This is a genomic window from Mucisphaera sp., assembly GCF_965279675.1.
GTDB lineage: Bacteria > Planctomycetota > Phycisphaerae > Phycisphaerales > Phycisphaeraceae > Mucisphaera.
Genome location: NZ_CBDIIJ010000001.1, coordinates 20,144 through 42,267, shown reverse-complemented (window position 1 = coordinate 42,267; position 22,124 = coordinate 20,144). Strand labels below are relative to the sequence as shown.

Here is a 22,124-nt window from a genome sequence, read left to right as displayed (position 1 = left end):
CCGGGGAGCGTGGCGGGGGTGCTGCGGACGCCGACGGCGATGGGGGCGGTTCCGTTGATGGACGTGTTGGAAACGCGGGCGGATGTGGGGCTTGAGGTTGGTGGCGAGCTCATGCTGATGCTGAGTGTGCGTCGTCCGTAGCTGGTGCGATTCCTTTTTTTGTGGAGAGTGTTTTCGATGCTCAACGTGTACGGCCGACGGTTGTTTGCCTGGCTCGGGTGTGTGGTGGTCCTGCTGGTGGGGGCGGGTGTGTCGCTGGCGATTCAGCCGGTGACGGTGGTGCATGAGACCGAGGCGGATTTCAGTGACGGGACGACGGAGTCGGCGCGGGTGACGACCCGGGGTCGGATCGCGCTGGCGCCGGAGACGGCTGATGTGATTGAACTGGGTGAGGATCTCACGACGTTGTTTGGTGCGCTGCGGCTGGCGGATGAGGAGGCGTGGTTGCTGGCGGCGGGTCCGAAGGGTTTGTTTCTGGGGCGTGCGGAGCGGGGAGCCGTGGCGGTGGAGGGCGTGGCGGATGAGGAGCAGGTGTTTGTGATCACGCGGGTGGGTGAGCGTGTGGTGGTGGGGATTTCGGGGGAGACCTCGCGGCTGGCGGTGTATTCAGAGGGTGCGGTTACAACGGTGATGGCGCTGCCGGGGGTGCGTTACATCTGGGAGGTGGTTGATCTGGGGCGGGGGATGGTGGCGGTTGCGACTGGGACGGAGGGGAAGGTGCTGGTGGCGATGCTGGATGCGCCGGAGCGCGAGCCGCGGGTGGCGTTGGAAACGGGGCAGGCGAATGTGCTGAGTCTGGTGGTGGGTGCGGATGGGGAGACACTTTTTGCGGGGACGGATGGGGAGGGTCTGGTGTATCGGGTACGGATTGTGGAGGGCGAGCCCGAGGTTTATGTGATGTATGACGCGCCGGAGCCGGAGATTGCTTCGCTTGTGGTGACGACGGATGGCTCGCTGCTGGTGGGGACGGCGGACAGCGAGCAGGCTCGGCCGGGGGCGGCTGGAGGAGCCTGTGGCGTCTTCGGAGGGTGCGTTGGAGGCGGTGGAGGAGGCGGCGGAGGAGGTGGATCCGATGCTTGAATCGATCGAGGGGGCGGAGCCGGTTGCGGCTGAGACTGGGGAAGCGGCGGCGGGTGATGATGAGGTTGATATGGCGGTTGAAGCGGGTGGTGAGGCTTCGGAGGAGCAGCCGGCGGTGACGGATGAGCAGCGGGATCGGCTGCGAGAGGTGCTGCGGGAGCGGTTGATGGCGGCGCGGGAGCGTGGCGAGTTGCAGGTGAGTGGGATTGGGGAGGATCCGAGACAGATGCGTGCGCCGGCGGCGCAGCGGGTGCGCCGGCTCAGCCGCGTGGCGGGGGTGGCGAGGGGAATGCGGTGTATGTCATCACCGAGGGTGGCTTCGTGCGGGAGTTGTTTCGGGAGTCGGTGACGATGCTGGGTCTGGTGGAGCGGGCGGACTTCATCGTGGTGGGGACGGGGAACGAGGGTCAGGTGTATGCGATTGATGAGGAGACGCTTGAGGTATCGGTGCTGGCTGATTTTGAGAGCGAGCAGGTGAGTGTGCTGGAGGCGGCGGGGCCGGATGGGTTGCTGGTGGGGTTATCGAATCCGGCGCGGCTGGTGTCGATGTCGGAGGGTTTGACGCGTCGGGGGGTGTTTGTTTCAGGTGTGATTGATGCGGAGCAGATCAGTTTGTGGGGGACGGCGCGTCTGCGGGTGGATCTGCCGGCGGGGTCGTCGGTGACGTTCGAGACGCGGTCGAGCAATCTGGGTGATCCGGAGTTGGCGGGGTGGTCGTCGTGGTCGAACCCTTTGGGGTTGATGTCTCATGATTCGGTGGCGCCGGAGATTCCTCGTGAGGTAACGGTGACGTCGCCGCCTGCGCGGTTTCTGCAGTATCGGATCACGCTGATGAGTGACGGGGCTGCGTCGCCTGAGGTGGACGCGGTGATGGTGACGCATGTGACGCCGAATCTGCAGCCGAGGTTGCTGTCGGTGTCGGTGGATGTGGAGGAGGTGAGTGATCCCGATGTGACGCCTGGTGCGGAATATGGCGTGAACTGGGAGGCGGAGGATCCGAACGGGGATCGGCTTCGTTACGAGGTGTCGTTCCAGCGGGCGGGCTCGAGTGTGTGGATCGTGGCGGAGGAGGAGTTGGAAGAGAATCGTTTTGGCTGGGACACGGCGCGGGTGCCGGATGGGTGGTACCGGGTGCGGGTGACGGCGGATGATAAGTTGGACAACCCGCCTGACATGGCTCGGTTTGCGCGTCGGGTGAGTGATCCGGTGCTGGTGGATCGGACCCCGCCAGTCATTGAGGGTCTGGCTCATCGGGTGATGCCCGGTGGGCGGGTTCGGGTGTCGGGTGTGGTGGTGGATGAGCTCTCGGCGATTTTGAGTATCGGGTATGCGATCGATGGGGAGGTGTCGTTCCGGCCGATCATCCCGGAGGACCTGATTCTGGACTCGACCCGGGAAGCGTTCTCGATTACACTGCAGGGCTTGACGCAGCCGGAGCATGTGGTGACGCTTCGGGTGGTTGACCGGCGGGGCCAGTCGAGGCTGATCCCGCTGGTTGTGGACACCACGGATTTTTGACCAGTAACGACTGCAAGTCGTTTTTTATCAGAGAGATAGTGAGCTTCCATCATGTCGACCCACTACCCCAAGCGTCGCAGTCGGATCAAGCGTTCCCGCAAGTGGGGCTTTCGTGCCCGGATGCGGACGAAGCTCGGCCGGAAAATGATCAATCGGAAGCGTCGTGTGGGTCGGAGCGTGAACGTCCGGCACAACTTCTGATTGGCTCGCTGAGCGGGTGTGACTTTTGCATTTTTGGTCGGGGTGGGTGACCCCGTGCGGGTGTGGAGACGCTATCTTGCAGGGGCTTCCGATCAGCAGACTTTGGAGTCTGGCGATCGGCCCTCAGACCTACCGGCGTGTTGACGCCTTATTTCCAAACAGGAGTTTGATCGATGAGCTTCGATATCGAAGTCGTTCATGGCAGACAGGTTCTCGACTCGCGTGGCAATCCGACCGTGGAGGTCGAGGTGATTCTGGCGGATGGCAGCCAGGGGCGGGCGCTGGTGCCGAGCGGGGCGAGCACCGGTGAAAACGAGGCCGTTGAGCTGCGTGACGGGAACAAGGATTACTACGTCGGCAAGAGCGTCGAGCAGGCGGTGGCAAACGTGAACGAGCAGATCGCTCCAGAGCTGGTGGGGCTGGATGCTCGCGATCAGCAGTACATCGACCAGTTGATGCTGGACGTGGACGGGACGGAGACGAAGTCGAAGCTGGGGGCGAACGCGATTCTGGGCGTGTCGATGGCGACGGCGCATGCGGCGGCGGATGCGTGCGGGCTGCCGTTGTACCGTTACCTAGGCGGTACGGGTGCGAAGGTGCTGCCGGTGCCGATGCTGAACATCCTGAATGGCGGCAAACACGCGGACAACACGGTGGACTTCCAGGAGTTCATGATTCAGCCGTGGGGCTTCGAGCGGTTCGAGGATGCGATCCGTGCGGGTGTGGAGATCTATCACGCGCTCAAGGGCGTGCTGCACGACCAGGGGTTGTCGACGGCGGTGGGTGATGAGGGCGGTTTCGCACCGAACCTCAAGGACAACGAGGACGCGCTGAAGATCATCGAGCAGGCGGTGGACAAGGCGGGGTACAAGTGGGGTGAGCAGATCTTTGTCGCTCTGGATCCGGCGACGAGTGAGCTGTGGAACGAGGCAGAGAAGGATGGGAAGAAGGGTTACAAGTTCTTCTCGTCGTCGCAGGAGATCATTACGTCGGAGCAGATGGCTGATCTTTGGGCCGAGTGGTGCGGGAAGTACCCGATTCGGTCGATCGAGGATGGTCTGGCTGAGAACGACTGGGATGGCTGGAAGGTGCTGACCGACAAGCTGGGCGGCAAGGTTCAGCTGGTGGGTGACGACCTGTTTGTGACGAACCAGAAGTTCCTGAAGAAGGGCATTGATACGGGGTGTGGGAACTCGATTCTGGTGAAGGTGAATCAGATCGGAACGCTTAGCGAGACGTTTGATGCGGTGGGTCTGGCGATGCGGAATGGTTACAGCGCCGTGCTGTCGCACCGGAGTGGTGAGACTGAAGACGCGACGATAGCGGACATTGCGGTGGCGACGAACTGCGGGCAGATCAAGACGGGTGCTCCGTGTCGATCGGACCGTAACGCGAAGTACAATCAGCTGATCCGGATTGCGGAAGAGCTGGGTGACGCGGCGGTGTATGGGGCCGCGTATTGGAATAAGGGGTAACCCCCCCCGTCTATGCCCCGATCATCGGTGGCACATCCTGTATCGAACGAGCCTCGGGTTTTTGCCCGAGGCTTTTTTGTTGGCGGGTTCGACTGGGTGTGACTTCTGCTGATTCTCTGTTTGGTGGATGTCGGATGATTGCTCGCCCGGACCTATCAGGTCCGGGTTATGTGGAGAGGTCTTCGGACGGTGCGGTGTGTCTGGGGGTAGGTGAGTGATGGGGATTCGGGGTTATGCTGGGGGGATGAGATCGATCGTCTGGGTGTTGTGTCTGTGTGTTGTTTGCTTCCTGCCGAGTGTCAGCTGTGGGGAAACGGCTCAAGCATGGATTGCTTACGGCGTGGGGGCTGGGGAGCGGCCTGGTGGTGGGTTTTCGGATTCGGAGGGGATTCGTCGGGGGTTGCATCGGGTGGAGGGTGAGGTGGGGGCGGCGATGTTGTGGGCGTTGGCTCGGCGGGGGGAGGTGGAGGCTCAGGCGTTGTTGGATGTGGTGATGCTGGCGCGGATGCCGGATGAGACGCGGGCGGGGGCGGTCTTGGCGATGGGGGAGATGCCTTGGGAGGCTTATTCGCATCTGCTGGCGCTGATTGCGACGGGGCATGGGGCGGATGAGCCGGTGGATCGGCTGGTGACGTGGCGGGCGATTCTGGCGCTGCCGCGGCCGGACATGCGGGCGGTGACGATCACGCCTGACAAGCTGGTGCTGTCGTCGTGGTGTCGTGATCCGGGGGAGGATGATCGCGAGGCCTGGCCGTTATTTCTGGCGGCGGTCTCACAGACGGGGGAGGCGCTGTCGCCTCGGCGGGAGCCTGGGCATGAGTTGGGTGATCTGACGCGATTGGCGACGGTGGAGGCGGCGGATGTGTGGGGGTATCGGTTTATGAATCCGGAGCGGCCTGCCTTGGAGCGTGTGTTGACGACGCGGATTGATGTGAACTTTCGGTTGCTGGATATGCGGGATGCGTTGGGCTCGGAGGAGCCCGGGGTGGCGGAGCTGGCGCTGTTGACGGTGCAGGAGCGGCTGGGTCTGGATGAGCGGGCTGCTTTGGCGGCTGAGCTTCTTGAGGACCCCGCGACGGTTCGGGCTGGTTTGCTGCTCGGGGCGTTGAATGCCTGGGGTGGCGGTCCGATGGCGGTTCCTGATGATCTGCCTGAGGGGCTGGATGGGTATGGGCAGTTGCTTCGGGCTTCGAACCAGGCGCCTGTTTTGGCTCGGGTGGCGACGCAGTTTGCGCGGCATGACGCGGAGGCGGCTCCTGCGTGTCTGCTGGTGTTGTTTGAGCGTGGGTATGTGCGGGAGGCGCTGGATCTGCTGTTTCCGGTGGAGGGCGAGCCGGTGGTGGATGTCTATCGGTGGCTGATTGCGGAGCGGGGGTGGCATCTGCTTGAGAAGTATTGGCCGGCTGAGGCGCCGGGTTTCTGGTTGTATGGGGATGAGGCGGCGCAGCGTTTTCAGTTGCGAGCGATGGGTGCTTGGTATGGGGCGAAGCGGGTCTCGGGTGAGCTGTTGTTGCCTGAGTCACCTTGAATCGGCTAGTGTTTACGTTTTCAGGATTTAGCTAGGGACCGCATGGAAAAGCCAGCCGACAACGACTACCCGATTCTTGATGTGGCGAAGCGTCGATGGAGCCCTTACGGGTTGTCGCCAAAGGTGATTACGGATCAGAAGATTCACTCGCTGCTGGAGGCAGCGCGTTGGGCGGCGTCGTCGTTCAATGAGCAGCCGTGGCGTTTTATTCTGGCTCCGCGGACGGACGAGGCGGCGTTTGCGAAGGCGCTGGATTGTCTGGTTGAAGCCAATCAGGTTTGGGCCAAGGAGGCGGGGCTGCTGATTCTGACTTGTGTGAAGACGACATTTACTCAGAACGGCAAGCCGAACGTGGTGGCGGAGCATGACCTGGGTTTGGCGGCGGGGAATTTGTCGCTTCAGGCGACAGCGATGGGGTTGTTCGTGCATCAGATGGCGGGGATCGATCACGACAAGATGCGCAGTGCCTATGGCATCCCGGATGACTTCAAGACGATGACGGCGATCGCGGTGGGTCACGGGGCGAACGCGGATGATGTGCCAGAGGACCTGCGTGAGCGGGATGAGGCGGAGCGGAATCGGAAGCCGTTTTCGGAGTTTGTGTTTGGTCAGCAGTGGGGTGAGGCTTCGCCTTTGGCGGAGTGAGTGACGCTTAATTGTTGATCGCTTGGTTCTGTGGGCCCACCTTCGGCGGGACCACAGCCACCCGAGATTTTTGGTGGTCGGGTGTCCTGGTCAGTTGCTTAGCTACACATTTAGGCGGAGGCGACTTGTTGTTCGGTGGGTTGCTGGAGGGACCAGGTGACGAAGGACTTGGCCCAGTCGTGGATGTCGTCGCGGGCCATGCGGAAGGCGCCCATGCGTCGCTCGTCGTCGCCAGAGGACATGGTGGGGTCATTGAAGGGGTTGTGGATCATCCAGCGAGCGCCGGGGATCTCGGGGCAGTTGTCGCGGGCGTAGTCGCACATGGTGATGACGAACTCGAACTCCTGTCCGTCGAACTGCTCGATGGGCTTGGGGTGCTGGTCGCTGATGTCCTTGCCGACCTCGAACATGACTTCGAGGGCGAAGGGGTGGAGGTCGTCGGGCATGAGTCCGGCGCTGACGACCTCTAGTCGGTCGGCGGCGATATGTCGGATCCATGCTTCCATCATCTGTGAGTTGCAGCGGTTGTTGCGGGAGAGGATGAGGACGCGTCTTTTGGGGGTCTGGTTGGCGTTGGTGATCCGCATGCGTGAGGGATCGGCGGCAAGACCGCGTTGGTTGGGGTTGTGATGGGGGTTGGGTTTTGATTCGCCTGCGACCATGGTGTCACCCTTCTGCGTCATGCTGTTTCCGCTGGTGAATACGCAGCCCGGGGCGTTTTCTTGCACGGAATGGAGGGCTTATCGGAGATTGATGGGTTGGGGATTACCCGTGGCCGTGGTGGTAGGGGTTTTGGGACGTGAACTGCGGGCTCTGGTCAAGCTGGGGAACTTCGCTCACTCGGTGGATGGGCAGTTCGGGCAGGGCAGCGAGGAAGCGCTTGCCGTAGGGTTTGTTGATGAGTCGGGTGTCGAGGACGACGACGCGGCCGGTGTCGGCGTGGCTGCGGATGAGGCGTCCGAAGCCCTGTTTGAACTTGAGGACGGCTTCGGGGAGTGAGTAGTGGGCGAAGGGGCTGCCGCCTTGGGCTTCGATGCGTTCGAGTCTGGCTTCGACGAGGGGGCGGTCGGGCGAGGCGAAGGGGAGGCGCATGATGATGACGTTGCGGAGGTTGTCGCCTGGGACGTCGACGCCTTGCCAGAAGGTGTCGGTGCCGAGGAGGACGGAACGGCGGTCATTCTTGAATCGGCTGAGGAGTTCGTTGCGTTCGATGCCGGCGCCCTGGATGAGAACGGGCATGCTGCGGTCGGCGAGGGGTGCGGAGAGTCTGCGTGAGGTTTCGTGGAGGTCGCGATAGCTGGTAAAGAGGATGAAGGCCCCGCCATCGGTGGCGTCGATCTGCTCGAGCGCGGCGGCGGCGGCGGAGGGGAGGTAGCGGGCGTCGCGGGGGTCGGGGAGGCGATCGTAGACGTGGAGGGCGGCCTGGGTCTGGTAGTCGAAGGGGGAATCGAGTCGGATGGCTTCGGTGTCGCCGGCTCCGAGTCGGCTGCGGACGTGGCGGAAGGGATCGCCGTTGCCTCCCCCGCCACCCCGCTTCTTCGATGGTGTTGTCTGGTTGTCCTGGTTCCTGCTTTGCTCGGCGAGGGTGGCGGAGGTGAGGATGACGGGGAGTTGGCGGCCTTCGGAGTCGGTGGCTCCGAAGAGGAGGCGCTCGAGGGTGGGTGCGACTTCGACGGGCGCGGCGAGGAGTCGGATGCGGGGTTGTCGCTGGCGTTCGTTGAGCTCGACCCAGTAGACGCAGTCGGGGAGCTTCTGGTCGTTCCAGGCGGCGATGGATGCGGAGAGGTTTTCGGCGCGGTCGGCGTAGCTGGCGAGTTCGAGTCGATCTTGTTCGTCTTCAATCGAGTCTTTGACGCGTCGGAGGATGGAGGTGAGTCGCGCGAGGGGTTCGGAGAGGATGTCTTCGATGCTGGCGGCCTGGCGAATGCGGCCGTTGCTGCGTGGGTGTTCCTGCTTCCAGGCGATCCAGCTGTTGAAGTAGTGGTCGGAGGCGATGCGGACGTGTTCGGTTTCGCGGATGGCGCGTTCGAGGAGGTCGGTGTCGGCGACGCCGTTCTGGGCGACGAGGATCCCGCGTTGTCGAGTGGGCTGGAAGAGGCGGTTGAGAAGGAGGATGAGCTGCCCGCGCGAGATGGAGAGACCGAAGTGTTCGGCGGCGACGTCTTCGACGGTGTGGGCTTCGTCGAGGACGACGGCGTCGTAGGGCGGGAGGATGCCGACGCCTTGCTCGCGGAGGGCGAGGTCGGCGAAGAAGAGGGCGTGGTTGACGACGAGGACGTCGGCGTGGGCCATGCGTCGTCGGGCGTTCTGATAGAAGCACTGGTTGTAGGTGGGGCAGCGGCGGCCGAGGCAGTCTTCGGCGTCGGACTGGACGTCGGACCAGACGGCGGGGCGTGGGAGTTGGGGGAGGGTGGCGAGGGTGCCGTCGGCGGTGTCGTCGGCCCAGTCGCGGATGGTCTCGAGGCTGAGGATGCTGCCGTCTTCATCGAAGAGCTGGCCCTGGCGTTGCCAGGCTCGGCTGAGTCGGCGGCGGGAGAGGTAGTTGCCGCGGCCTTTGACGAGAACGGCGGAGAATTCGTCGGCGACGCCTGGGAGGACGGACTGGAGCAAGGGGATGTCCTTGCCCATGAGCTGTTCCTGGAGGGCGATGGTGTGGGTGGCGATGACGACCTTCTTTTTGCTGGCGGGTGCCTGGCTGTTGGGGTCGATGGGGTCTTCGGAGAGGCCGAGGGCGTGGAGGACCATTGGGAGGAGGTAGGCGAAGGATTTACCGACGCCTGTGCCGGCCTCGACGAGGAGTGGGCGGCGTTCGCGGAGGGCGGCCCAGACGGCTTTGGCCATGGCCTCCTGCTGGGGTCGTTGTTCGTAGGCGTCGCCCAGGCGGCGGGCGATGGGCCCCTCGGGGCCGAGTAGCTGGACGGGGTTGAGGGGCATGGGGTGATTGTAGAGGGGTCTGATAACGGCGTTTCTTGTGGGGGTGGGTGTGTCGGTTGTTGGGTTGACCGATGCAGGGGTGGAGGTGACTTCATGATTGTGATCAGTGGCAGTCTGCCGAAATCGGGAAGCACGTGGCTGTACAGCATGACGGAGGCGGCGTTGGTCGCTGGGGGGTATCGGCCGGCGGACCGGGTGCGGAAGCGGTTTCGGCTTGAGGATGTGCTGGTGAGCAAGGCGTGTGAGATCAGCTATGCGACGCCTGGGAAGTTGCTGCGGCTGCTGCCAGCGCATGCGGTGGGGGAGGCGGTTTTGTGCAAGACGCATTTTGCGCCGTCGCGGTCGCTGCGGGCGCTGATGAAGGCGGGAATCGCGAAGGGGACGTACATCTATCGTGACCCGCGGGATTCGGCGTTGTCGGCGCTGGATCATGGGGAGCGGGCACGGACTCAGGGGTATGGGCATGAACTCGGGAAGCTGAAGAGCGTGGCGGAGGCGCTTCATTACACGCATGAGCGGTCGGTGCGGGAGTGGGCGAAGTGGTCGGCGTCGCCTGGGCTGTTGATGCTGCGGTATGAGGATCTGTTGGCGGACCCGGAGGCGGAGCTGCGGCGGGTGGTGAATCACCTGGGTCTGCGGCTGGATGACGGGGTGGTGGCGGAGATTGTGAGGCGATTTGATCGTCGGAATGTGGCGGGGCAGACGCGCGCGAATCTGATGGTGAACAAGGCGACGACGCGTCGTTGGATGGAGGAGATGACGGTGGCGGATCAGCGGCTGGCGGAAGATTTGTTTGGGCGGGAGTTGGAGGCGATGGGGTATGCGGCGTGATTCGTCTTCGTGGGGTCTGATTTGCCTACAACTGCGTCGCTGAGTCGGAGAGAGGGTCACGGTTATAGACGGGGGCCTGCTGCATGTTGTGACTCTCGGTTCTGGGCAGCAACGAAAAGACCTCGCGAGGGTTGCTCGCGAGGTCTCAGGGTAGCAGGATTGCTTTTGAATCGAGGTCTTACTTGATTTCGACTTCGGCGCCGGCTTCCTTGAGCTTGGCGGCGAGTTCGTCGGCTTCTTCCTTGGAGACGTTTTCCTTGACGGGCTTGGGGGCTCCGTCGACGACTTCCTTGGCTTCCTTGAGGCCGAGGCCGGTGGCTTCGCGGACGGCCTTGATGACCTGGATCTTCTTGTCGCCGGCGCTGGCGAGGACGACGGTGAACTCGGTCTGCTCTTCGGCGGCGGCGCCGGCTTCGGCACCGGCGGCGGGGCCTGCCATCATCACGGCGCCGCCACCGGCGGGCTCGATGTTGTAGGCTTCCTTGAGGTAGTCAGCGACGTCGACGGCCTGCTTGAGGGTGAGGGCGGCGAGCTTGTCGCCGAGCTCCTTGATGTCTGCGTCGAACTCTTTGGTTGCGGTTGCTTCTTCGGACATTTTCAAACTCCAGGTTACGCATCCCGAGAGGCGATCGACCATCGATCATTTAACCCCTTGCGGGGCCAGTCGGGCTTGCATGACTGATTTGGTTTAGACAAACGTTGTTGGGTCGTTTCAGGCGACCTTTTCGACTTCGCCGCCCTTCTCTTCGACGGCCTTGATGAGGCCGGCGAGTGCGGAGAACGGACCCTTGAGCGCGCCGCCGAGGCGTCCACCCGGGCCGAGGACCGAGCCGACGAGTTTGGCGATGGCTTCTTCGCGGGTGGGGTACTTGCTGAGTTCCTTGACACCGGCTTCGTCGGCGAAGATGGAGCCTTCCATGACAGCGCCCTTGAGGACGATGTAGGGCTTGGACTTGGCTTCGTCGACGAGGGTGCGGGTGACGTTGATGATGGACTGTTCTTCGTCGACGGCGTAGACGAAGGCGCAGGATCCGGTGAGGAGGTCGCCGACGGGCTCGAGTTCGGTGCCTTTGACGGCCTGTCGGGCGATCGTGTTCTTGACGACCGTGATCTTCATGCCCTTTTCGGCGAGTACCTTGCGCATTTCGACGGTGTCGGTGGCGTTGACGCCACGGATATCGACGATGACGAGGCCGTCGCGTTCGACGAACTTCTGCTTGTAGCTGTTGGTGATGAGGTTTTTGACGGGCTTGCTCATGGCAGGCTCCTAGGGCCCAGGGGCCGGGTTTGAGGGCTTGGGCTTAGCTGCTGTGGTCCACGATGACGCTGGGTGTCATGGTGGCGGAGAGTGCGATCTTCTTGACGTAGACGCCTTTGGTGGTGGCGGGCTTGAGCTTCTCGATGGTGGCGATGAAGTGCTCGGCGTTCTCGACGAGCTTGGCGGGCTCGAAGCTGTGCTTGCCGATGATGGCGTGGACGTTGCCGCCTGAGTCGTTGCGGAACTCGACCTTACCGGCGGCGAATTCCTTGACGCCTTCGATGACCTTGGGGGTCACGGTGTCGTTCTTGGGGGAAGGCATGAGGCCCTTGGGTCCGAGGGCCCGGCCGAGGCGGGCGACGACGCGCATCATGTCGGGTGAGGCGATGGCGACGTCGAAGTCGAGCCAGCCGTCCTCGATCTTCTTGACGAGTTCTTCGCCGCCGGCTTCGATGGCCCCGGCGGCTTTGGCTTCGTCGACCAGGTCGGGTCCGCAGAAGGCGATGACGCGCTTGCTGGCACCGATGCCATTGGGCAGGGAGACCGAGCCGCGGATGAGCTGGTCGGCCTGCTTGGCGTCGATGCCGAGGTGCATCACGATTTCGACGGACTGGTCGAACTTGGTGGTTTTGAAGGCCTTGACCCGGTTGACGGCCTCGACGAGGGCGACGGGTTCTTTGGAGGCTTTGGAGAGGTCGGCGCTATAGCGCTTGCCTTGGCGTGGCATGTCGTTTCCTTTCGATGGCCACTGGATGGTGGCGATCTCCCACGGATTGGAGCGATCCGACGCGTGCCGGTCGCGGGCTCGTGGTGGGCCCTTTGCTGTTTGCGGTCAGCCGTGGCTGCTGTCTGTCGATGGCGTTATTCGGCGGGGGCGTCTTCGACTTCGACACCCATGGAACGGCAGGTGCCAGCGAGGGTCTTGATGATGGTGGCTTGGGTGTGGCCGGTCATCTCTTCGCCCTTCTCTTCGGCGATGGCCTTGAGCTGGTCGTAGGTGAGCTTGCCGACTTTGTTTTTGTTGGGCTCGCCTGAGCCTTTTTCGAGTTTGAGGGCGGCCTTGATGAGTTCGGCGGCGGGGGGCGCCTTGATCTCGAACTCGAAGCTGCGGTCGCTGTAGACGGTGATAAGGCAGCCGACGACCTTGCCCTGCATAGGTGCGGTGCGTTCGTTGAACTGCTGGATAAACTGTCCGGGGTTGACGCCGTTCTGACCGAGCGCGGGCCCGATGGGGGGCGCGGGGGTCGCCTGGCCGGCGGGTGCCTGGATCTTGAAGACTTTTTCGACGGTTTTCTTGGCCATTTGGCGGTCCTTGTGACGGTCGGGCGCAGCGGCGGCTGGCCGCTGGAGCGAGCCTCATAGAATAGCCCGATTCGGGAGGGTCTGCAAGGTGTGCAGGCGTGGGTGGATCTGGCCGATGGTGGGCGGTAGCGGCGGCTGATTGACTTTGGTGAGCCGCGGACTAAATTACCCAGCCGGCCACGACGGTTTCGGCTTCGTGCGGCCAGATAGCTCAGTTGGTAGAGCACAGCATTGAAAATGCTGGTGTCCCCGGTTCAAGTCCGGGTCTGGCCATTCCCTCCCCCCGCCCACGCTACCTCCCACTACATCACGCTTCTTTCTAGAGAGATCAGCTTGAGCGATCACCGCACCGGATCGTCGGTTTTGTTTCTGTGCACCGGGAACTACTACCGGAGTCGTTTTTCGGAGCTGTGGTTCAATCATCTGGCCGAGCGTCGCGAGCTGGGTTGGCGGGCGATGTCGCGGGCGCTGGGTCTGGATGAGCATCCTGAGTTGCTGGGGCCGATGGCGGCTTCTGCTCGGGAGAAGCTGGCCGGGCTTAGGGTGATGGTTGGCCCGGCTCGGCTGCCGATTCAGGTGATCGACAGTGAGTTAGAAGCTGCGACGCTGGTGGTGGGGATCAAGCGAGCGGAGCATGAGCCGCGTCTGGCGCAGAAGCATCAGGCTGGGAAGAGCGCGTGCGGTACTGGGGCGTGCACGATGTGGATGCGGCACCAGCGGAGCAGGCGCTCGGCGAACTCGAGAGCCTGGTGGCTGATCTGGTGGATGAGTTGGCGGCGGGCTGAGGCTTACTCGGGGAGGATCAGCATCTGGCCGATGGCGAGCCGATTGGGATCGATATCGGGGTTGGCCTCGGCGATGTCCTGCCAGCGGAGGCCGTCGCCATAGGTCTGGACGGCGATTTTCCAAAGGGAGTCGCCACGGCGGACCTCGTAGGTGCGGATCATGGGGAGTTCGGGCTGAGGCTCGGCGGCGCGGGGTGCTGGGGCCGGAGCGGGTGCGGGCGCAGGAGCCGTGGCCTGGACCGGGGCGGCACCGGGGGTGAGGCCGCTTCGGGGTGGCGGGGGCGGGCCGGGTTCGGCGAAGCCGTCGGTGGTGCTGGTGGCCATCGGGGCCTGGTCGAGGGTGTCGGCTCGGTCGGAGGGGCTTTCGCGGAGGCCGACGAGGTTGCTGGCGGGGGGCGGGGGGACGGGGTCGGGCATGGTTTCGGGCTCGACCCGGCAGCCTGTGGCCCCGGCCGATGAAGCGATCAGCATGGCAAGCGCGAAGCGTGTGGATGCTCGGCCGGTGAGGGGCTTGTGGAGGCGGTTCTGGTTGGTCATCTCGGTTCCCTTGAAGTCAGCGGTCGAAGCGGGGCTTCGTCTCCTCCGAGGGATATCCTGCCCGGGAATGGCTTCGGGTTCAAGGCGGGGTGATCGGATAGCACTTGTGAATCAGGCGGTGTGGTTGGCGTCGATGGTTTCGGCGTCGACTTCTTCGTCCTCGGGGAGGCCGAGGTGCTCTTCGACGATTTCCATGACGGCCTGGGTGGGCTGTCTTTCGTATTTCCAGTCGTCGAGGAGGATGCGTTGGCCGCCTGCGATTTTGACGTAGGCGATGCCCTTGGACTTCCAGCGGGTGCGGTCGACGTCGGTGACTTCGGACCAGCTGGCGGCGCGGCCGCCGTGGGAACGGATGCCGTCGTCGTCGGCTTCGACCCACCATCCGCCCGAGGTGATGGCGCGGAAAGCGAAGATCAGGCCAAGGGGGCCGGTGATGGCGAGCATGATGTACTGGGTGTAGATGTCGAAGTCGGACCGAGGCTTGATGGCGGCGATGTCCTCGCTCCATCCGTTCGCTCTGGCGTACTCGGGCCAGGCGGTGTTCCAGTCGTCGGGGTTGGCTTCCTTGAAATCCTGTAGGGCGGCATGTTCCTGAGCCTGGCGGGGATAGGTGTAGAAGCCATCTTTCACGCACCATGCGGCCCATCCGAGGCAGGCGAGGCCGATGATGATAAGGCGTACGCGATAGCCGGTGCTGACAGTCGTTCTTGCTGACATAGTCGTCATCAACCTTCCAGTTGCCTCAACCCGCACTCCCGGCGCGTCGACGTGGCGCAGAGTATGGCATGAACATCGGTTGCTCACAGCCTCCGGTTCAGATCGTCGTCGCGGTTGATCCAGCTTCGCCAGAAATGACGGACGAGGAGCTGGCCCATGATGTTATTTTTGAGCATGCCGAATCCGCCTTCATCCACTTTGCGGGTTGGGATGCGTGGGGTGTGGATGTCGCCTCGGAGAGCGAGGTTCAGGAAATGGTTGGTCTCGGCGACCATCCTCCGCCGGAGCGGGTCGATGTTGGACAGGCCGTTGTAGGAGGGGCGTCCGGGTTTCATCCGGCTGGCCGCCTTTCGGTTGCCCCGACCTGCGGCCGAGTGGGAGAGTCACCTTTCCTAGTTGCTGAAAGTATAGTCCATCGCTTTCCCAACGCTGACAGGTTTTCGACGAAACATGCTTACGGCCGATCTCCAGTTTGAACTACCCGAGGACCTGATTGCGACCCGAGCGGCCGAGCCGCGGGATGCGGCGCGGCTGATGGTGATCGATCGCGCGAGCGGTGAGATTCGGCACCAGCGGGTGCGTGATTTGCTGGACCTGGGCGTTTTCAGAGCGGGTGATCTGCTGGTGCTCAACAACACCCGCGTCCTGCCGGCAAATTTCCGGGGTACGCGGACCGGGACCGGCGGGGCGTTGCAGGGGTTGTTTCTGAATAGTGAAGAGGATGGCCACTGGACGGTGATGCTGGAGGCGCGTGGTCGGTTGCGGCCGGGCGAGGCTTGGACGATCGATGATGCGGACGGTGAGCCGGCGCTGTCGCTGAAGCTGGTCGAGAAGATCGATGCCGGGAACTGGCGGGTGCTGCCCGATCGGACGGTAGATCCGGCTGAGTTGCTGGGGCGGGTCGGATCGATGCCGTTGCCGCCTTACATCAGGAAGGCGCGGAAGCAGGCGGGGATGGCGGAGGTCGATGAGGGGGATCGTGATCGGTACAACACGGTGTATGCGGATCGGGCGGGATCGGCGGCGGCGCCGACGGCGGGTCTGCATCTAACCCCCCTGCTGCTGTCGTCGCTCGAGGCGGCCGGGGTACGTGTGGCCCGGATCACGCTGCACGTGGGGCTGGGGACGTTTGCGCCGGTGCGGACAGAGCGTTTGGCGGACCACACACTGCACAGTGAGTGGATTGAGGTTACACCCGAGGCGATCGGGTTGCTGGAAACGACGCGTGCGTCGGGTGGGCGGGTTCTGGCGGTGGGGACGACCTCGGTGCGGACGCTGGAATCGCTGCCGGACCCACTTCCGGAGGAGGGGTTTCGTGGCACGACGGACCTGTTTATCTATCCGGGGCGTGGATTCCGGTTCCGGTGGACGGATCGGCTGATGACGAATTTTCACCTGCCGGGGTCGACGTTGCTGGCGTTGGTGGCGGCGCTGCCCGGTGTGGGGACGGAGCGGCTGCTGGACTGGTACGGGCAGGCAATCGATGAGCGATATCGCTTCTACAGCTACGGCGACGCGATGCTGATCCTGTAGAAGCGTGTCGGACGGGGATGCTTACAATCGCAGGCGATGACGCTGGACCAGCCGACCGAGAGCACGAGTGCGAGTGAGATGAGCCTGGGGGATCATCTGGAGGAACTGCGCAAGCGGATCATGTATTCGCTGGTCGGGACGCTGATCGCGGCGATTGGGACGTTCGCGTTCGGGTTTCAGTTGATCGCCTGGCTGGCTCGGCCGCTACTGCAGGCGCAGGAGGCGCTGGGGTATCCGCCTCAGGTATACGCGTTTGATCCGACGGTGGGTTTCACGTCGGTGTATCTGCGGGTGTCGCTGATCGCTGCGGCGATTGTGGCGTCGCCGTGGATTTTGTTTCAGCTGTGGCGTTTTGTGTCGGTGGGTCTGTACGCCCACGAGCGTCGGGTGGTGCACATTCTCGCGCCGTTCAGCACGGTGATGACGCTGTTGGGTGTAGCGTTTACTTATTACGTGCTGCTGCCGGTGTGTCTGATTTTCTTTCTGGGTTGGGCTTCGGCTTATCCGCCTATCGAACCCGGTCAGCGTGGTTTCATGCTGCGGGTGATGCTGGGCGAGGCGACGGAGACGCGCGAGGTGATGGAGGACGCACAAGCGTCGTCGCCTTTGCGGATTCCGGTGCTGCGGGAGCCGCCGGTGGAACCGGTGGAGGGGGACATCTGGATCGATGCGCGGCTGGGGGTGGTGCAGGCGCAGATCGGCGGGAAGACGCATTCGTTTCTGGCCCGGCAGCCGACGATGCTGCAGCCGATGCCGGAGTTGGGTCAGTTTGTCGGGTTCGCGGCGTTCATGGGTTTGGGGATTGTGATCGCGTTCCAGTTGCCGGTGGCGATGCTGGTGATGGGGTGGACGGGTCTGGTTGATCCGTCGTGGATTGCGGGCTTCCGTAAGCATGCTTTTTTAGGGGTTTTGGTGGTCTCGGCGATCCTGACGCCTGCTGATTTGCTGAGCATGGTGGTGCTGTCGGTGCCGCTTTATGGATTGTTTGAGTTTGGCTTGCTGCTGATGCGGTCGGTCTATCGGGAGCCGGCCTTCCCGTCGGATGGCTGAGCCGAAGCGGACGGCATTGGGAGCAGGTCTTCGGGGTGGATGGGGGCTTCGCAGCGTTGGATGTCGACGGCTTGATCGACGCGGTAAGGGCCGATCTGCGTGCGCCGGAGTGAGGCGAGGTGCCCGCCTGTGTTGAGGGCTTGGCCGAGGTCGCGGGCGAGGGAGCGGATGTAGGTGCCTTTGCCGCAGTCGATCTGAAGCGTCAGTAGCGGCCAGTGGTAATCGGTGATCTCGATGGCGTCGATGCGGACGGTTCTGCTTTTGAGTTCGACGGCCTTGCCTCGCCGTGCGAGGTCGTAGGCACGGCGGCCATCGACGTGGATGGCGGAGTAGGCGGGCGGGGTTTGCTGGATGTCGCCGAGGAACTTCTGGCAGGCCTGGTCGATGTCATCACGGGTTGGTGGGGTGTGCACGTGGACCTCATTGCGGTCGCCTTCGCGGTCGTCGGTGGTGGTGAAGGCGGTGAGGTCGATTTCGGCGAGGTACTGCTTGGGCAGGCCCATGAGCTGTTCGACGGAGCGTGTGGCCTTGCCGATGCAGGCGATGAGTAGACCGGTGGCGAGGGGATCGAGGGTGCCGGCGTGGCCGGTGCGGACCTTGCCGGGCCCTTTGCCACGGACTTTGGCCCCAGCGGCGGCGAGACCGCGGCGGAGGACGCGGAGGGCGTCCATCGAGGTGATGCCCAGCGGCTTATCGATCAGCAGCAGCCCTGCGTAGGGGTTGGCTGGCTGATGGCTGGCGGGGACGGGTTGGCTTGGACGGTGGGTCACCATCGTCTATGCTACCGGGCTCGACGCCGTCGACCCCCTTTGGAGAGGTGACCGAGCGGCTGAAGGTGCAGCATTGGAAATGCTGTGTACGGCTTGTCCGTACCGCGGGTTCGAATCCCGCCCTCTCCGCTTGAGATTCGGATCCCAGATTCCGCCTCGGTTGCATCTCACCGATGCAGGGAGATTTCTTGGCCTGGCTCACTGGCCGGGTCAACCTCTCGACTATGCCTGGACACAACTCGGGGTCAGGGCGAGTCACGAATTACTTGCTTATCACCTACGAGAGGGTCGCTCACGCGAATCCCGGATTCAGGCACTACAATCTGCGCGGCCTGCCGTAGTCACTGGAGAATCTGAGTCTGAGGCGGTGGACGTCCTCACCGCAGACAACACGGGTTCTTCAGCCAGCGTCAGGCGGGCCTTCTTATGACCAATACATCCGGGACAGGACACGAAACCACACAGCGTGATGCGGATCAGTTGTTCAACAACGTCATCATCCTTGTGCGGGCCGACCCGATCATCTGCGGGCACTCGACCGAGGCGAGAAATCTCGCCGAAGCGGCTCACGAGGCGGGCGTGGAGAAGATACACATCGTCAGTTATCCATTAGAGACGCTGGCCGAGTCACAGTTGCCGCTGAAGCCGCTCGCCTCGGTACAGTCATACTCCCAGGGGATCAGCGTGGACCGGCCCGAGCCCGTTGGCGATTACAAGGTGCTCGATGGACGCCTGAGCTACGCCATCTCGGGGCACCTGATCGATCTGCTGCAGGCATGCGAGGGGCCAACGCTGGTGATGGACCTCTATATCGTGCCGCACGGCATGATGGTGATGAATGCGGTCCAGAGCTTTGGTCAGATCAGTCACGGGCACGAGGTGTCGACCGTGGCCGAAGCGGTTGGGTCGGACATCACGAACATCGTCAAGGCCGCGTTGCAATCGGGTCAGATCGGTACGGCGCAGCTGGTCCTGCAGAACTACCTCGATCACGATCTGCCCGTCGCCGTCTCGGCCTACACGAGAGACCTGATCGTCGAAGCCGGGCGGAAAGTCGATGAAGCGGTCGGCACCTGCTTCGAGGAGCAACTCAGACAGCGCGTCCAGATCAGCTACCCCGCGATCGACACGGCGGTCTATATCAACGTCGAGACACACACCAAGCGTGTCCGGGAAGCCCTCGCCGAGCGCGGACTCGCGGTCGATGGCTATGTGCTATTTCTGAGTAGGCTGGCACGAGCCAAGGGGGTGGACGACCTTATCCATGCCTACCGGGCATCGACGGGTTATGGCGACAAGAAGCTGGTCATCTGCGGCAACGGACCCGAGAGCGATCGGCTGCACGAGCTGAGCGATCCCGATCCGAACATCGTGATCCTCCACGACGTTGGCGACGAGGAGAAGACCCTGCTGATGCACGGCTGCGCGGCGTACTGCCTGCCCAGCAAGGAGATGCCGGAGTTCACCGAGACCTTCGGCATCGCCATCGCCGAGAAGATGCTCGCTGGCGGGCTCGGGCCGGTGATCACGACCCGAACCGGCGGGATCCCGGAAGCCACCGGCGACCACTGCTTCTATCACGAGGCCGGCAACATCGCCGACCTGACCCGAGCACTCGACAAGGCCTTTGGCATGACCGACGACGAACGACGAGACATGAGCGAGCAGGCCCGGGAGTTCGCCAAGCGATTCGACCGCGCCCACATCTTCAGCAACCTCTCGCGCATGATCCGGCGGCAACCTCAAGCAGAAGGCTCCGGGTTATCTTGAAACCGATGAAGCCAACTTCGATGCTGGATGACGTCGATCCCTTTGTCGGCAGCGAGCCGATGGACGTGCCGATCCCCGAGGGGTTGGCCTCGTCATGGTTCTTTCCCAAGCCGATGATCGGCAACACGCACCCGGGTGCCACGCTGCCGTTCGGCATGGCTTCGAGTTGCGCTTACACCGGCGGCTATCCAACCGGCTATGGGCTCTGGGGCAAGTGCACCGAGGGCATGCCCCCCAGGCTGTTCGAAGACCGCCTGTGCCTTGGTTTCACACACTTTCATCCCTCTGGCGTCGGTGCCATCCGCAAGTACTACAACTACGTGCGCGTGGTCCCAAGCACCCTGGCGCTCGGCGGGCTGGCATCGTTGAATGAACCCCGCCGGCTCATCCACGAGCAGGCTAAACCGGGCTACTACGGCTGCGAACTCGAAGGCACAGGCATCCGCGCGGAGTTGTCCGTGACCCGTCGGGGAACGGTCCATCACTACACCTTCCAGGAAGCCGGCGACGCCGTGCTGATGATCGACCTCTCGCACGGCGGGATCGCCCTCGAAGACACGCGCACCATCCCGCAGCAGGGAACCTGTGAGATCACCGGCGCTAACACCTTCGCTTCGGAGGTGGTGCTCGAAGGCGTCCCGCTCTGCACCTCTGCGGCCGTGCGTTACTACGAGGAAGAACCGACGGCCAGGCTCTGGCTGGGCGATGAGATCCTCGAAGACCGGGACGAGCTTTCTTTTCGGTACATCCGGGAGTCCACGTTCAAGCCCTTCGGGGTCATCTTCACGATGCCTGTCGAAGCCGGCCATCAACTCGAACTGCGCATGGGTTTCAGCTGGCGTTCGATCAGAAAGGCTCACAAGCACCTGCCGAGCCGGAGCTTCCGGGTGGTGAAAGAACAGGCGGCGGAGCGGTGGGCCGAGAAACTCGGAGCGATCGATGTCGAAGGCGGCACCGAGGCCCAGCGACGGACCTTCCGCACATCGCAGTACCGGAGCCTCATCAAGCCCTGCGAAGCTCACGACGAGTCGCCCTTCTGGCCATGGGACGGGCCCTTCTACTTCGACATGTCGACGATGTGGGACCTCTACAAGACCCAGTTGCCCCTCGCGATGAGCCTCGATCCCGAGTTCGGATCGACCTTCATCAACGCCCTGCTGAACATCGTCGAGATCGAAGGCAACTTCCCGATCGGCTACCGGATGGCGAGGGGCTACGACCGGTTCGCGCATCAGGCCAGCGCGCTGGCTCACGTCACGATCGCCGATGCGCTGACCTACGGAATTCCCGATATCGATTGGGAACGCGCCGCGACCATGATGATGCGCGACCTGTCGCGTGGCGGGATGGGCGAGACCTTCATGCGGGAGGGCATCGTCCATCCGATCACCCACACACTCGATCTGGCTTACGGCTGCTACTGCACGGCTCGGGTCGCACAGCACATCGGCGATGAACGGCTGTGCGCGCAGATGATCGAGAAGGCCGACAACTGGGCCAACGCCTTCGACCCCGAAACCGGATTGCTCCGACACTCAACCTTCTACGAAGGCGGGAAATGGAACTACTCGTTCCGGCTGCTTCACGACATGCATTCACGCATGACACTCTCGGGCGGACCCGGGGCCTTCGCCGACCAACTCGATCGGTTCTTCGGTTTCGGTGCGCCGGCCGTTGAGCAGGTCGGGCTGTCACCCACGAACGAACGTATGCGTGAAGGCTATGACCTGCACCGCTTCGAGGGCTTGTGCAACGAGCCCGACATGGAGGTGCCCTACGCCTACGCCTTCGCCGGACGACACGATCGGCTGTGCAAGGTCGTCCGTGAAGGCCTCAGGCTGTTCACCCCGACGCCAGGCGGGATGGTCGGTAATGACGACTCCGGCGCGATGACCTCCTGGTATGTCTGGTCAGCCTTGGGGTTGTTTCCTGTCGCCGGGCAGGACCTGTTTATCATCGGCAGCCCGCTCTTTGAGCGATCCGTGATCCGGCTGCCCGGAGGTGACTTCACGATCGAAAGCCCGGCCACCAGCGACGATCGGCGGTACGTCGCCAGCGCGATGCTCAACGGTCAGCCACTCGATCGCCCGTTCCTCAGTTGGTCAGATCTCATCAGCGGCACACTCCGGCTGGAGATGTCTGCCGAGCCGAAAGGCTGGGGCCGTTCGGCCTGAGGGAGGCTGGTTACGA

22 protein-coding genes and 2 tRNA genes are annotated in these 22,124 nt (G+C 63.3%); 14 read left to right on the top strand and 10 right to left on the bottom strand.

The window, feature by feature from the left end:
• The first annotated feature begins 177 nt into the window (after window positions 1–177).
• The 7 genes from ACQZAB_RS00215 to ACQZAB_RS00185 all read left to right on the top strand — a co-directional run bounded on the left by ACQZAB_RS00215 (window position 178) and on the right by ACQZAB_RS00185 (window position 6,447).
• Window positions 178–1,080: a hypothetical protein gene (locus ACQZAB_RS00215; protein ID WP_428386175.1), complete on the top strand. Its 903-nt coding sequence runs from the start codon at window positions 178–180 to the stop codon at window positions 1,078–1,080.
• Window positions 1,013–1,429 (top strand): hypothetical protein, encoded by a 417-nt coding sequence (locus ACQZAB_RS00210; RefSeq protein WP_428386174.1) that lies wholly within the window; start codon window positions 1,013–1,015, stop codon window positions 1,427–1,429. The genes ACQZAB_RS00215 and ACQZAB_RS00210 overlap by 68 nt, the downstream gene beginning before the upstream one ends.
• The gene (locus tag ACQZAB_RS00205; protein WP_428386173.1) at window positions 1,375–2,598 is read left to right on the top strand and encodes a hypothetical protein; all 1,224 of its coding nucleotides are present in this window, start codon (window positions 1,375–1,377) and stop codon (window positions 2,596–2,598) included. Before ACQZAB_RS00210 ends, ACQZAB_RS00205 begins: the two co-directional genes overlap by 55 nt.
• Window positions 2,599–2,649: 51 nt before the next feature.
• On the top strand, window positions 2,650–2,799 hold the full coding sequence (locus ACQZAB_RS00200; protein WP_428386172.1) for a large ribosomal subunit protein bL34: 150 nt from the start codon (window positions 2,650–2,652) through the stop codon (window positions 2,797–2,799).
• A 173-nt stretch (window positions 2,800–2,972) separates the two neighbouring features.
• Entirely contained in the window at window positions 2,973–4,274 is a 1,302-nt protein-coding gene (eno, locus tag ACQZAB_RS00195) for a phosphopyruvate hydratase (RefSeq protein ID WP_428386171.1), read from the top strand.
• A gap of 244 nt (window positions 4,275–4,518) precedes the next feature.
• Window positions 4,519–5,802 carry a hypothetical protein gene (locus ACQZAB_RS00190; RefSeq protein WP_428386170.1) on the top strand — a complete coding sequence of 428 codons (1,284 nt, stop codon included), beginning with the start codon at window positions 4,519–4,521 and terminating at the stop codon, window positions 5,800–5,802.
• A 42-nt stretch (window positions 5,803–5,844) separates the two neighbouring features.
• On the top strand, window positions 5,845–6,447 hold the full coding sequence (locus tag ACQZAB_RS00185) for a nitroreductase family protein (RefSeq protein WP_428386169.1): 603 nt from the start codon (window positions 5,845–5,847) through the stop codon (window positions 6,445–6,447).
• 110 nt (window positions 6,448–6,557) lie between these two features.
• Here ACQZAB_RS00185 and ACQZAB_RS00180 read toward each other — a convergent pair whose 3' ends face one another.
• Both ACQZAB_RS00180 and ACQZAB_RS00175 read right to left on the bottom strand, forming a co-directional pair.
• Window positions 6,558–7,130 carry an arsenate reductase ArsC gene (locus tag ACQZAB_RS00180; RefSeq protein ID WP_428386168.1) on the bottom strand — a complete coding sequence of 191 codons (573 nt, stop codon included), beginning with the start codon at window positions 7,128–7,130 and terminating at the stop codon, window positions 6,558–6,560.
• A gap of 82 nt (window positions 7,131–7,212) precedes the next feature.
• Window positions 7,213–9,381, bottom strand: coding sequence for an ATP-dependent DNA helicase (locus tag ACQZAB_RS00175; RefSeq protein ID WP_428386167.1), 2,169 nt, complete (start codon window positions 9,379–9,381; stop codon window positions 7,213–7,215).
• Window positions 9,382–9,474: 93 nt separating this feature from the next.
• On the opposite strand from ACQZAB_RS00175, the gene ACQZAB_RS00170 reads away from it, so the two are divergent.
• Window positions 9,475–10,212 (top strand): sulfotransferase domain-containing protein, encoded by a 738-nt coding sequence (locus ACQZAB_RS00170; protein WP_428386166.1) that lies wholly within the window; start codon window positions 9,475–9,477, stop codon window positions 10,210–10,212.
• Between the two features lie 178 nt (window positions 10,213–10,390).
• Here ACQZAB_RS00170 and rplL read toward each other — a convergent pair whose 3' ends face one another.
• The 4 genes from rplL to rplK all read right to left on the bottom strand — a co-directional run bounded on the left by rplL (window position 10,391) and on the right by rplK (window position 12,772).
• Window positions 10,391–10,807: a 50S ribosomal protein L7/L12 gene (gene rplL, locus ACQZAB_RS00165; protein WP_428386165.1), complete on the bottom strand. Its 417-nt coding sequence runs from the start codon at window positions 10,805–10,807 to the stop codon at window positions 10,391–10,393.
• A 117-nt stretch (window positions 10,808–10,924) separates the two neighbouring features.
• A complete protein-coding gene (gene rplJ / locus ACQZAB_RS00160; protein WP_428386164.1) occupies window positions 10,925–11,470 on the bottom strand; it encodes a 50S ribosomal protein L10 in 546 nt (181 codons plus the stop codon).
• Between the two features lie 43 nt (window positions 11,471–11,513).
• Window positions 11,514–12,197 carry a 50S ribosomal protein L1 gene (rplA, locus tag ACQZAB_RS00155; RefSeq protein ID WP_428386163.1) on the bottom strand — a complete coding sequence of 228 codons (684 nt, stop codon included), beginning with the start codon at window positions 12,195–12,197 and terminating at the stop codon, window positions 11,514–11,516.
• Between the two features lie 134 nt (window positions 12,198–12,331).
• Complete coding sequence (gene rplK, locus ACQZAB_RS00150) at window positions 12,332–12,772, bottom strand: 50S ribosomal protein L11 (protein WP_428386162.1); 441 nt, start codon at window positions 12,770–12,772, stop codon at window positions 12,332–12,334.
• A gap of 200 nt (window positions 12,773–12,972) precedes the next feature.
• Between rplK and ACQZAB_RS00145 the strand changes: the two genes are divergently transcribed.
• Window positions 12,973–13,045, top strand: a tRNA-Phe gene (locus tag ACQZAB_RS00145).
• Between the two features lie 515 nt (window positions 13,046–13,560).
• On the opposite strand, the gene ACQZAB_RS00140 is transcribed toward ACQZAB_RS00145, so the two are convergent.
• The 3 genes from ACQZAB_RS00140 to ACQZAB_RS00130 form a co-directional block, all read right to left on the bottom strand.
• Complete coding sequence (locus ACQZAB_RS00140; RefSeq protein WP_428386161.1) at window positions 13,561–14,094, bottom strand: LysM peptidoglycan-binding domain-containing protein; 534 nt, start codon at window positions 14,092–14,094, stop codon at window positions 13,561–13,563.
• Between the two features lie 111 nt (window positions 14,095–14,205).
• Window positions 14,206–14,811, bottom strand: a complete 606-nt coding sequence (locus tag ACQZAB_RS00135; RefSeq protein ID WP_428386160.1) for a hypothetical protein — start codon at window positions 14,809–14,811, stop codon at window positions 14,206–14,208.
• An 83-nt stretch (window positions 14,812–14,894) separates the two neighbouring features.
• Window positions 14,895–15,146 (bottom strand): hypothetical protein, encoded by a 252-nt coding sequence (locus tag ACQZAB_RS00130; RefSeq protein ID WP_428386159.1) that lies wholly within the window; start codon window positions 15,144–15,146, stop codon window positions 14,895–14,897.
• A gap of 115 nt (window positions 15,147–15,261) precedes the next feature.
• Here ACQZAB_RS00130 and queA point away from each other — a divergent pair, with 115 nt between their 5' ends.
• Together queA and tatC are read left to right on the top strand one after the other, a co-directional pair.
• Window positions 15,262–16,344 carry a tRNA preQ1(34) S-adenosylmethionine ribosyltransferase-isomerase QueA gene (gene queA / locus ACQZAB_RS00125; RefSeq protein WP_428386158.1) on the top strand — a complete coding sequence of 361 codons (1,083 nt, stop codon included), beginning with the start codon at window positions 15,262–15,264 and terminating at the stop codon, window positions 16,342–16,344.
• A 36-nt stretch (window positions 16,345–16,380) separates the two neighbouring features.
• The gene (tatC, locus tag ACQZAB_RS00120; protein WP_428386157.1) at window positions 16,381–17,394 is read left to right on the top strand and encodes a twin-arginine translocase subunit TatC; all 1,014 of its coding nucleotides are present in this window, start codon (window positions 16,381–16,383) and stop codon (window positions 17,392–17,394) included.
• Here tatC and truB read toward each other — a convergent pair.
• Window positions 17,361–18,167 (bottom strand): tRNA pseudouridine(55) synthase TruB, encoded by an 807-nt coding sequence (truB, locus tag ACQZAB_RS00115; RefSeq protein WP_428386156.1) that lies wholly within the window; start codon window positions 18,165–18,167, stop codon window positions 17,361–17,363. The genes tatC and truB overlap by 34 nt on opposite strands.
• Before the next feature lie 38 nt (window positions 18,168–18,205).
• Here truB and ACQZAB_RS00110 point away from each other — a divergent pair.
• The 3 genes from ACQZAB_RS00110 (at window position 18,206) to ACQZAB_RS00100 (ending at window position 22,108) form a co-directional block, all read left to right on the top strand.
• Window positions 18,206–18,293, top strand: a tRNA-Ser gene (locus ACQZAB_RS00110).
• A gap of 297 nt (window positions 18,294–18,590) precedes the next feature.
• Window positions 18,591–19,934, top strand: a complete 1,344-nt coding sequence (locus ACQZAB_RS00105; protein ID WP_428386155.1) for a glycosyltransferase family 4 protein — start codon at window positions 18,591–18,593, stop codon at window positions 19,932–19,934.
• Between the two features lie 5 nt (window positions 19,935–19,939).
• Entirely contained in the window at window positions 19,940–22,108 is a 2,169-nt protein-coding gene (locus ACQZAB_RS00100; protein WP_428386154.1) for a glycoside hydrolase domain-containing protein, read from the top strand.
• Window positions 22,109–22,124: the final 16 nt, after the last annotated feature.

Excerpts from the sequence above, each read along its gene's own strand:
- ACQZAB_RS00200 (WP_428386172.1), top strand. The coding sequence starts at position 2,650 with ATGTCGACCCACTACCCCAAGCGTCGCAGTCGGATCAAGCGTTCCCGC.
- truB (WP_428386156.1), bottom strand. The coding sequence starts at position 18,167 with ATGGTGACCCACCGTCCAAGCCAACCCGTCCCCGCCAGCCATCAGCCA.
- ACQZAB_RS00175 (WP_428386167.1), bottom strand. The coding sequence starts at position 9,381 with ATGCCCCTCAACCCCGTCCAGCTACTCGGCCCCGAGGGGCCCATCGCC.
- ACQZAB_RS00170 (WP_428386166.1), top strand. The coding sequence starts at position 9,475 with ATGATTGTGATCAGTGGCAGTCTGCCGAAATCGGGAAGCACGTGGCTG.
- rplK (WP_428386162.1), bottom strand. The coding sequence starts at position 12,772 with ATGGCCAAGAAAACCGTCGAAAAAGTCTTCAAGATCCAGGCACCCGCC.
- ACQZAB_RS00130 (WP_428386159.1), bottom strand. The coding sequence starts at position 15,146 with ATGAAACCCGGACGCCCCTCCTACAACGGCCTGTCCAACATCGACCCG.
- rplJ (WP_428386164.1), bottom strand. The coding sequence starts at position 11,470 with ATGAGCAAGCCCGTCAAAAACCTCATCACCAACAGCTACAAGCAGAAG.
- ACQZAB_RS00180 (WP_428386168.1), bottom strand. The coding sequence starts at position 7,130 with ATGACGCAGAAGGGTGACACCATGGTCGCAGGCGAATCAAAACCCAAC.
- ACQZAB_RS00100 (WP_428386154.1), top strand. The coding sequence starts at position 19,940 with ATGAAGCCAACTTCGATGCTGGATGACGTCGATCCCTTTGTCGGCAGC.
- ACQZAB_RS00190 (WP_428386170.1), top strand. The coding sequence starts at position 4,519 with ATGAGATCGATCGTCTGGGTGTTGTGTCTGTGTGTTGTTTGCTTCCTG.
- rplA (WP_428386163.1), bottom strand. The coding sequence starts at position 12,197 with ATGCCACGCCAAGGCAAGCGCTATAGCGCCGACCTCTCCAAAGCCTCC.
- ACQZAB_RS00140 (WP_428386161.1), bottom strand. The coding sequence starts at position 14,094 with ATGACCAACCAGAACCGCCTCCACAAGCCCCTCACCGGCCGAGCATCC.
- rplL (WP_428386165.1), bottom strand. The coding sequence starts at position 10,807 with ATGTCCGAAGAAGCAACCGCAACCAAAGAGTTCGACGCAGACATCAAG.
- queA (WP_428386158.1), top strand. The coding sequence starts at position 15,262 with ATGCTTACGGCCGATCTCCAGTTTGAACTACCCGAGGACCTGATTGCG.
- ACQZAB_RS00215 (WP_428386175.1), top strand. The coding sequence starts at position 178 with ATGCTCAACGTGTACGGCCGACGGTTGTTTGCCTGGCTCGGGTGTGTG.
- eno (WP_428386171.1), top strand. The coding sequence starts at position 2,973 with ATGAGCTTCGATATCGAAGTCGTTCATGGCAGACAGGTTCTCGACTCG.
- tatC (WP_428386157.1), top strand. The coding sequence starts at position 16,381 with ATGACGCTGGACCAGCCGACCGAGAGCACGAGTGCGAGTGAGATGAGC.
- ACQZAB_RS00105 (WP_428386155.1), top strand. The coding sequence starts at position 18,591 with ATGACCAATACATCCGGGACAGGACACGAAACCACACAGCGTGATGCG.
- ACQZAB_RS00185 (WP_428386169.1), top strand. The coding sequence starts at position 5,845 with ATGGAAAAGCCAGCCGACAACGACTACCCGATTCTTGATGTGGCGAAG.
- ACQZAB_RS00135 (WP_428386160.1), bottom strand. The coding sequence starts at position 14,811 with ATGTCAGCAAGAACGACTGTCAGCACCGGCTATCGCGTACGCCTTATC.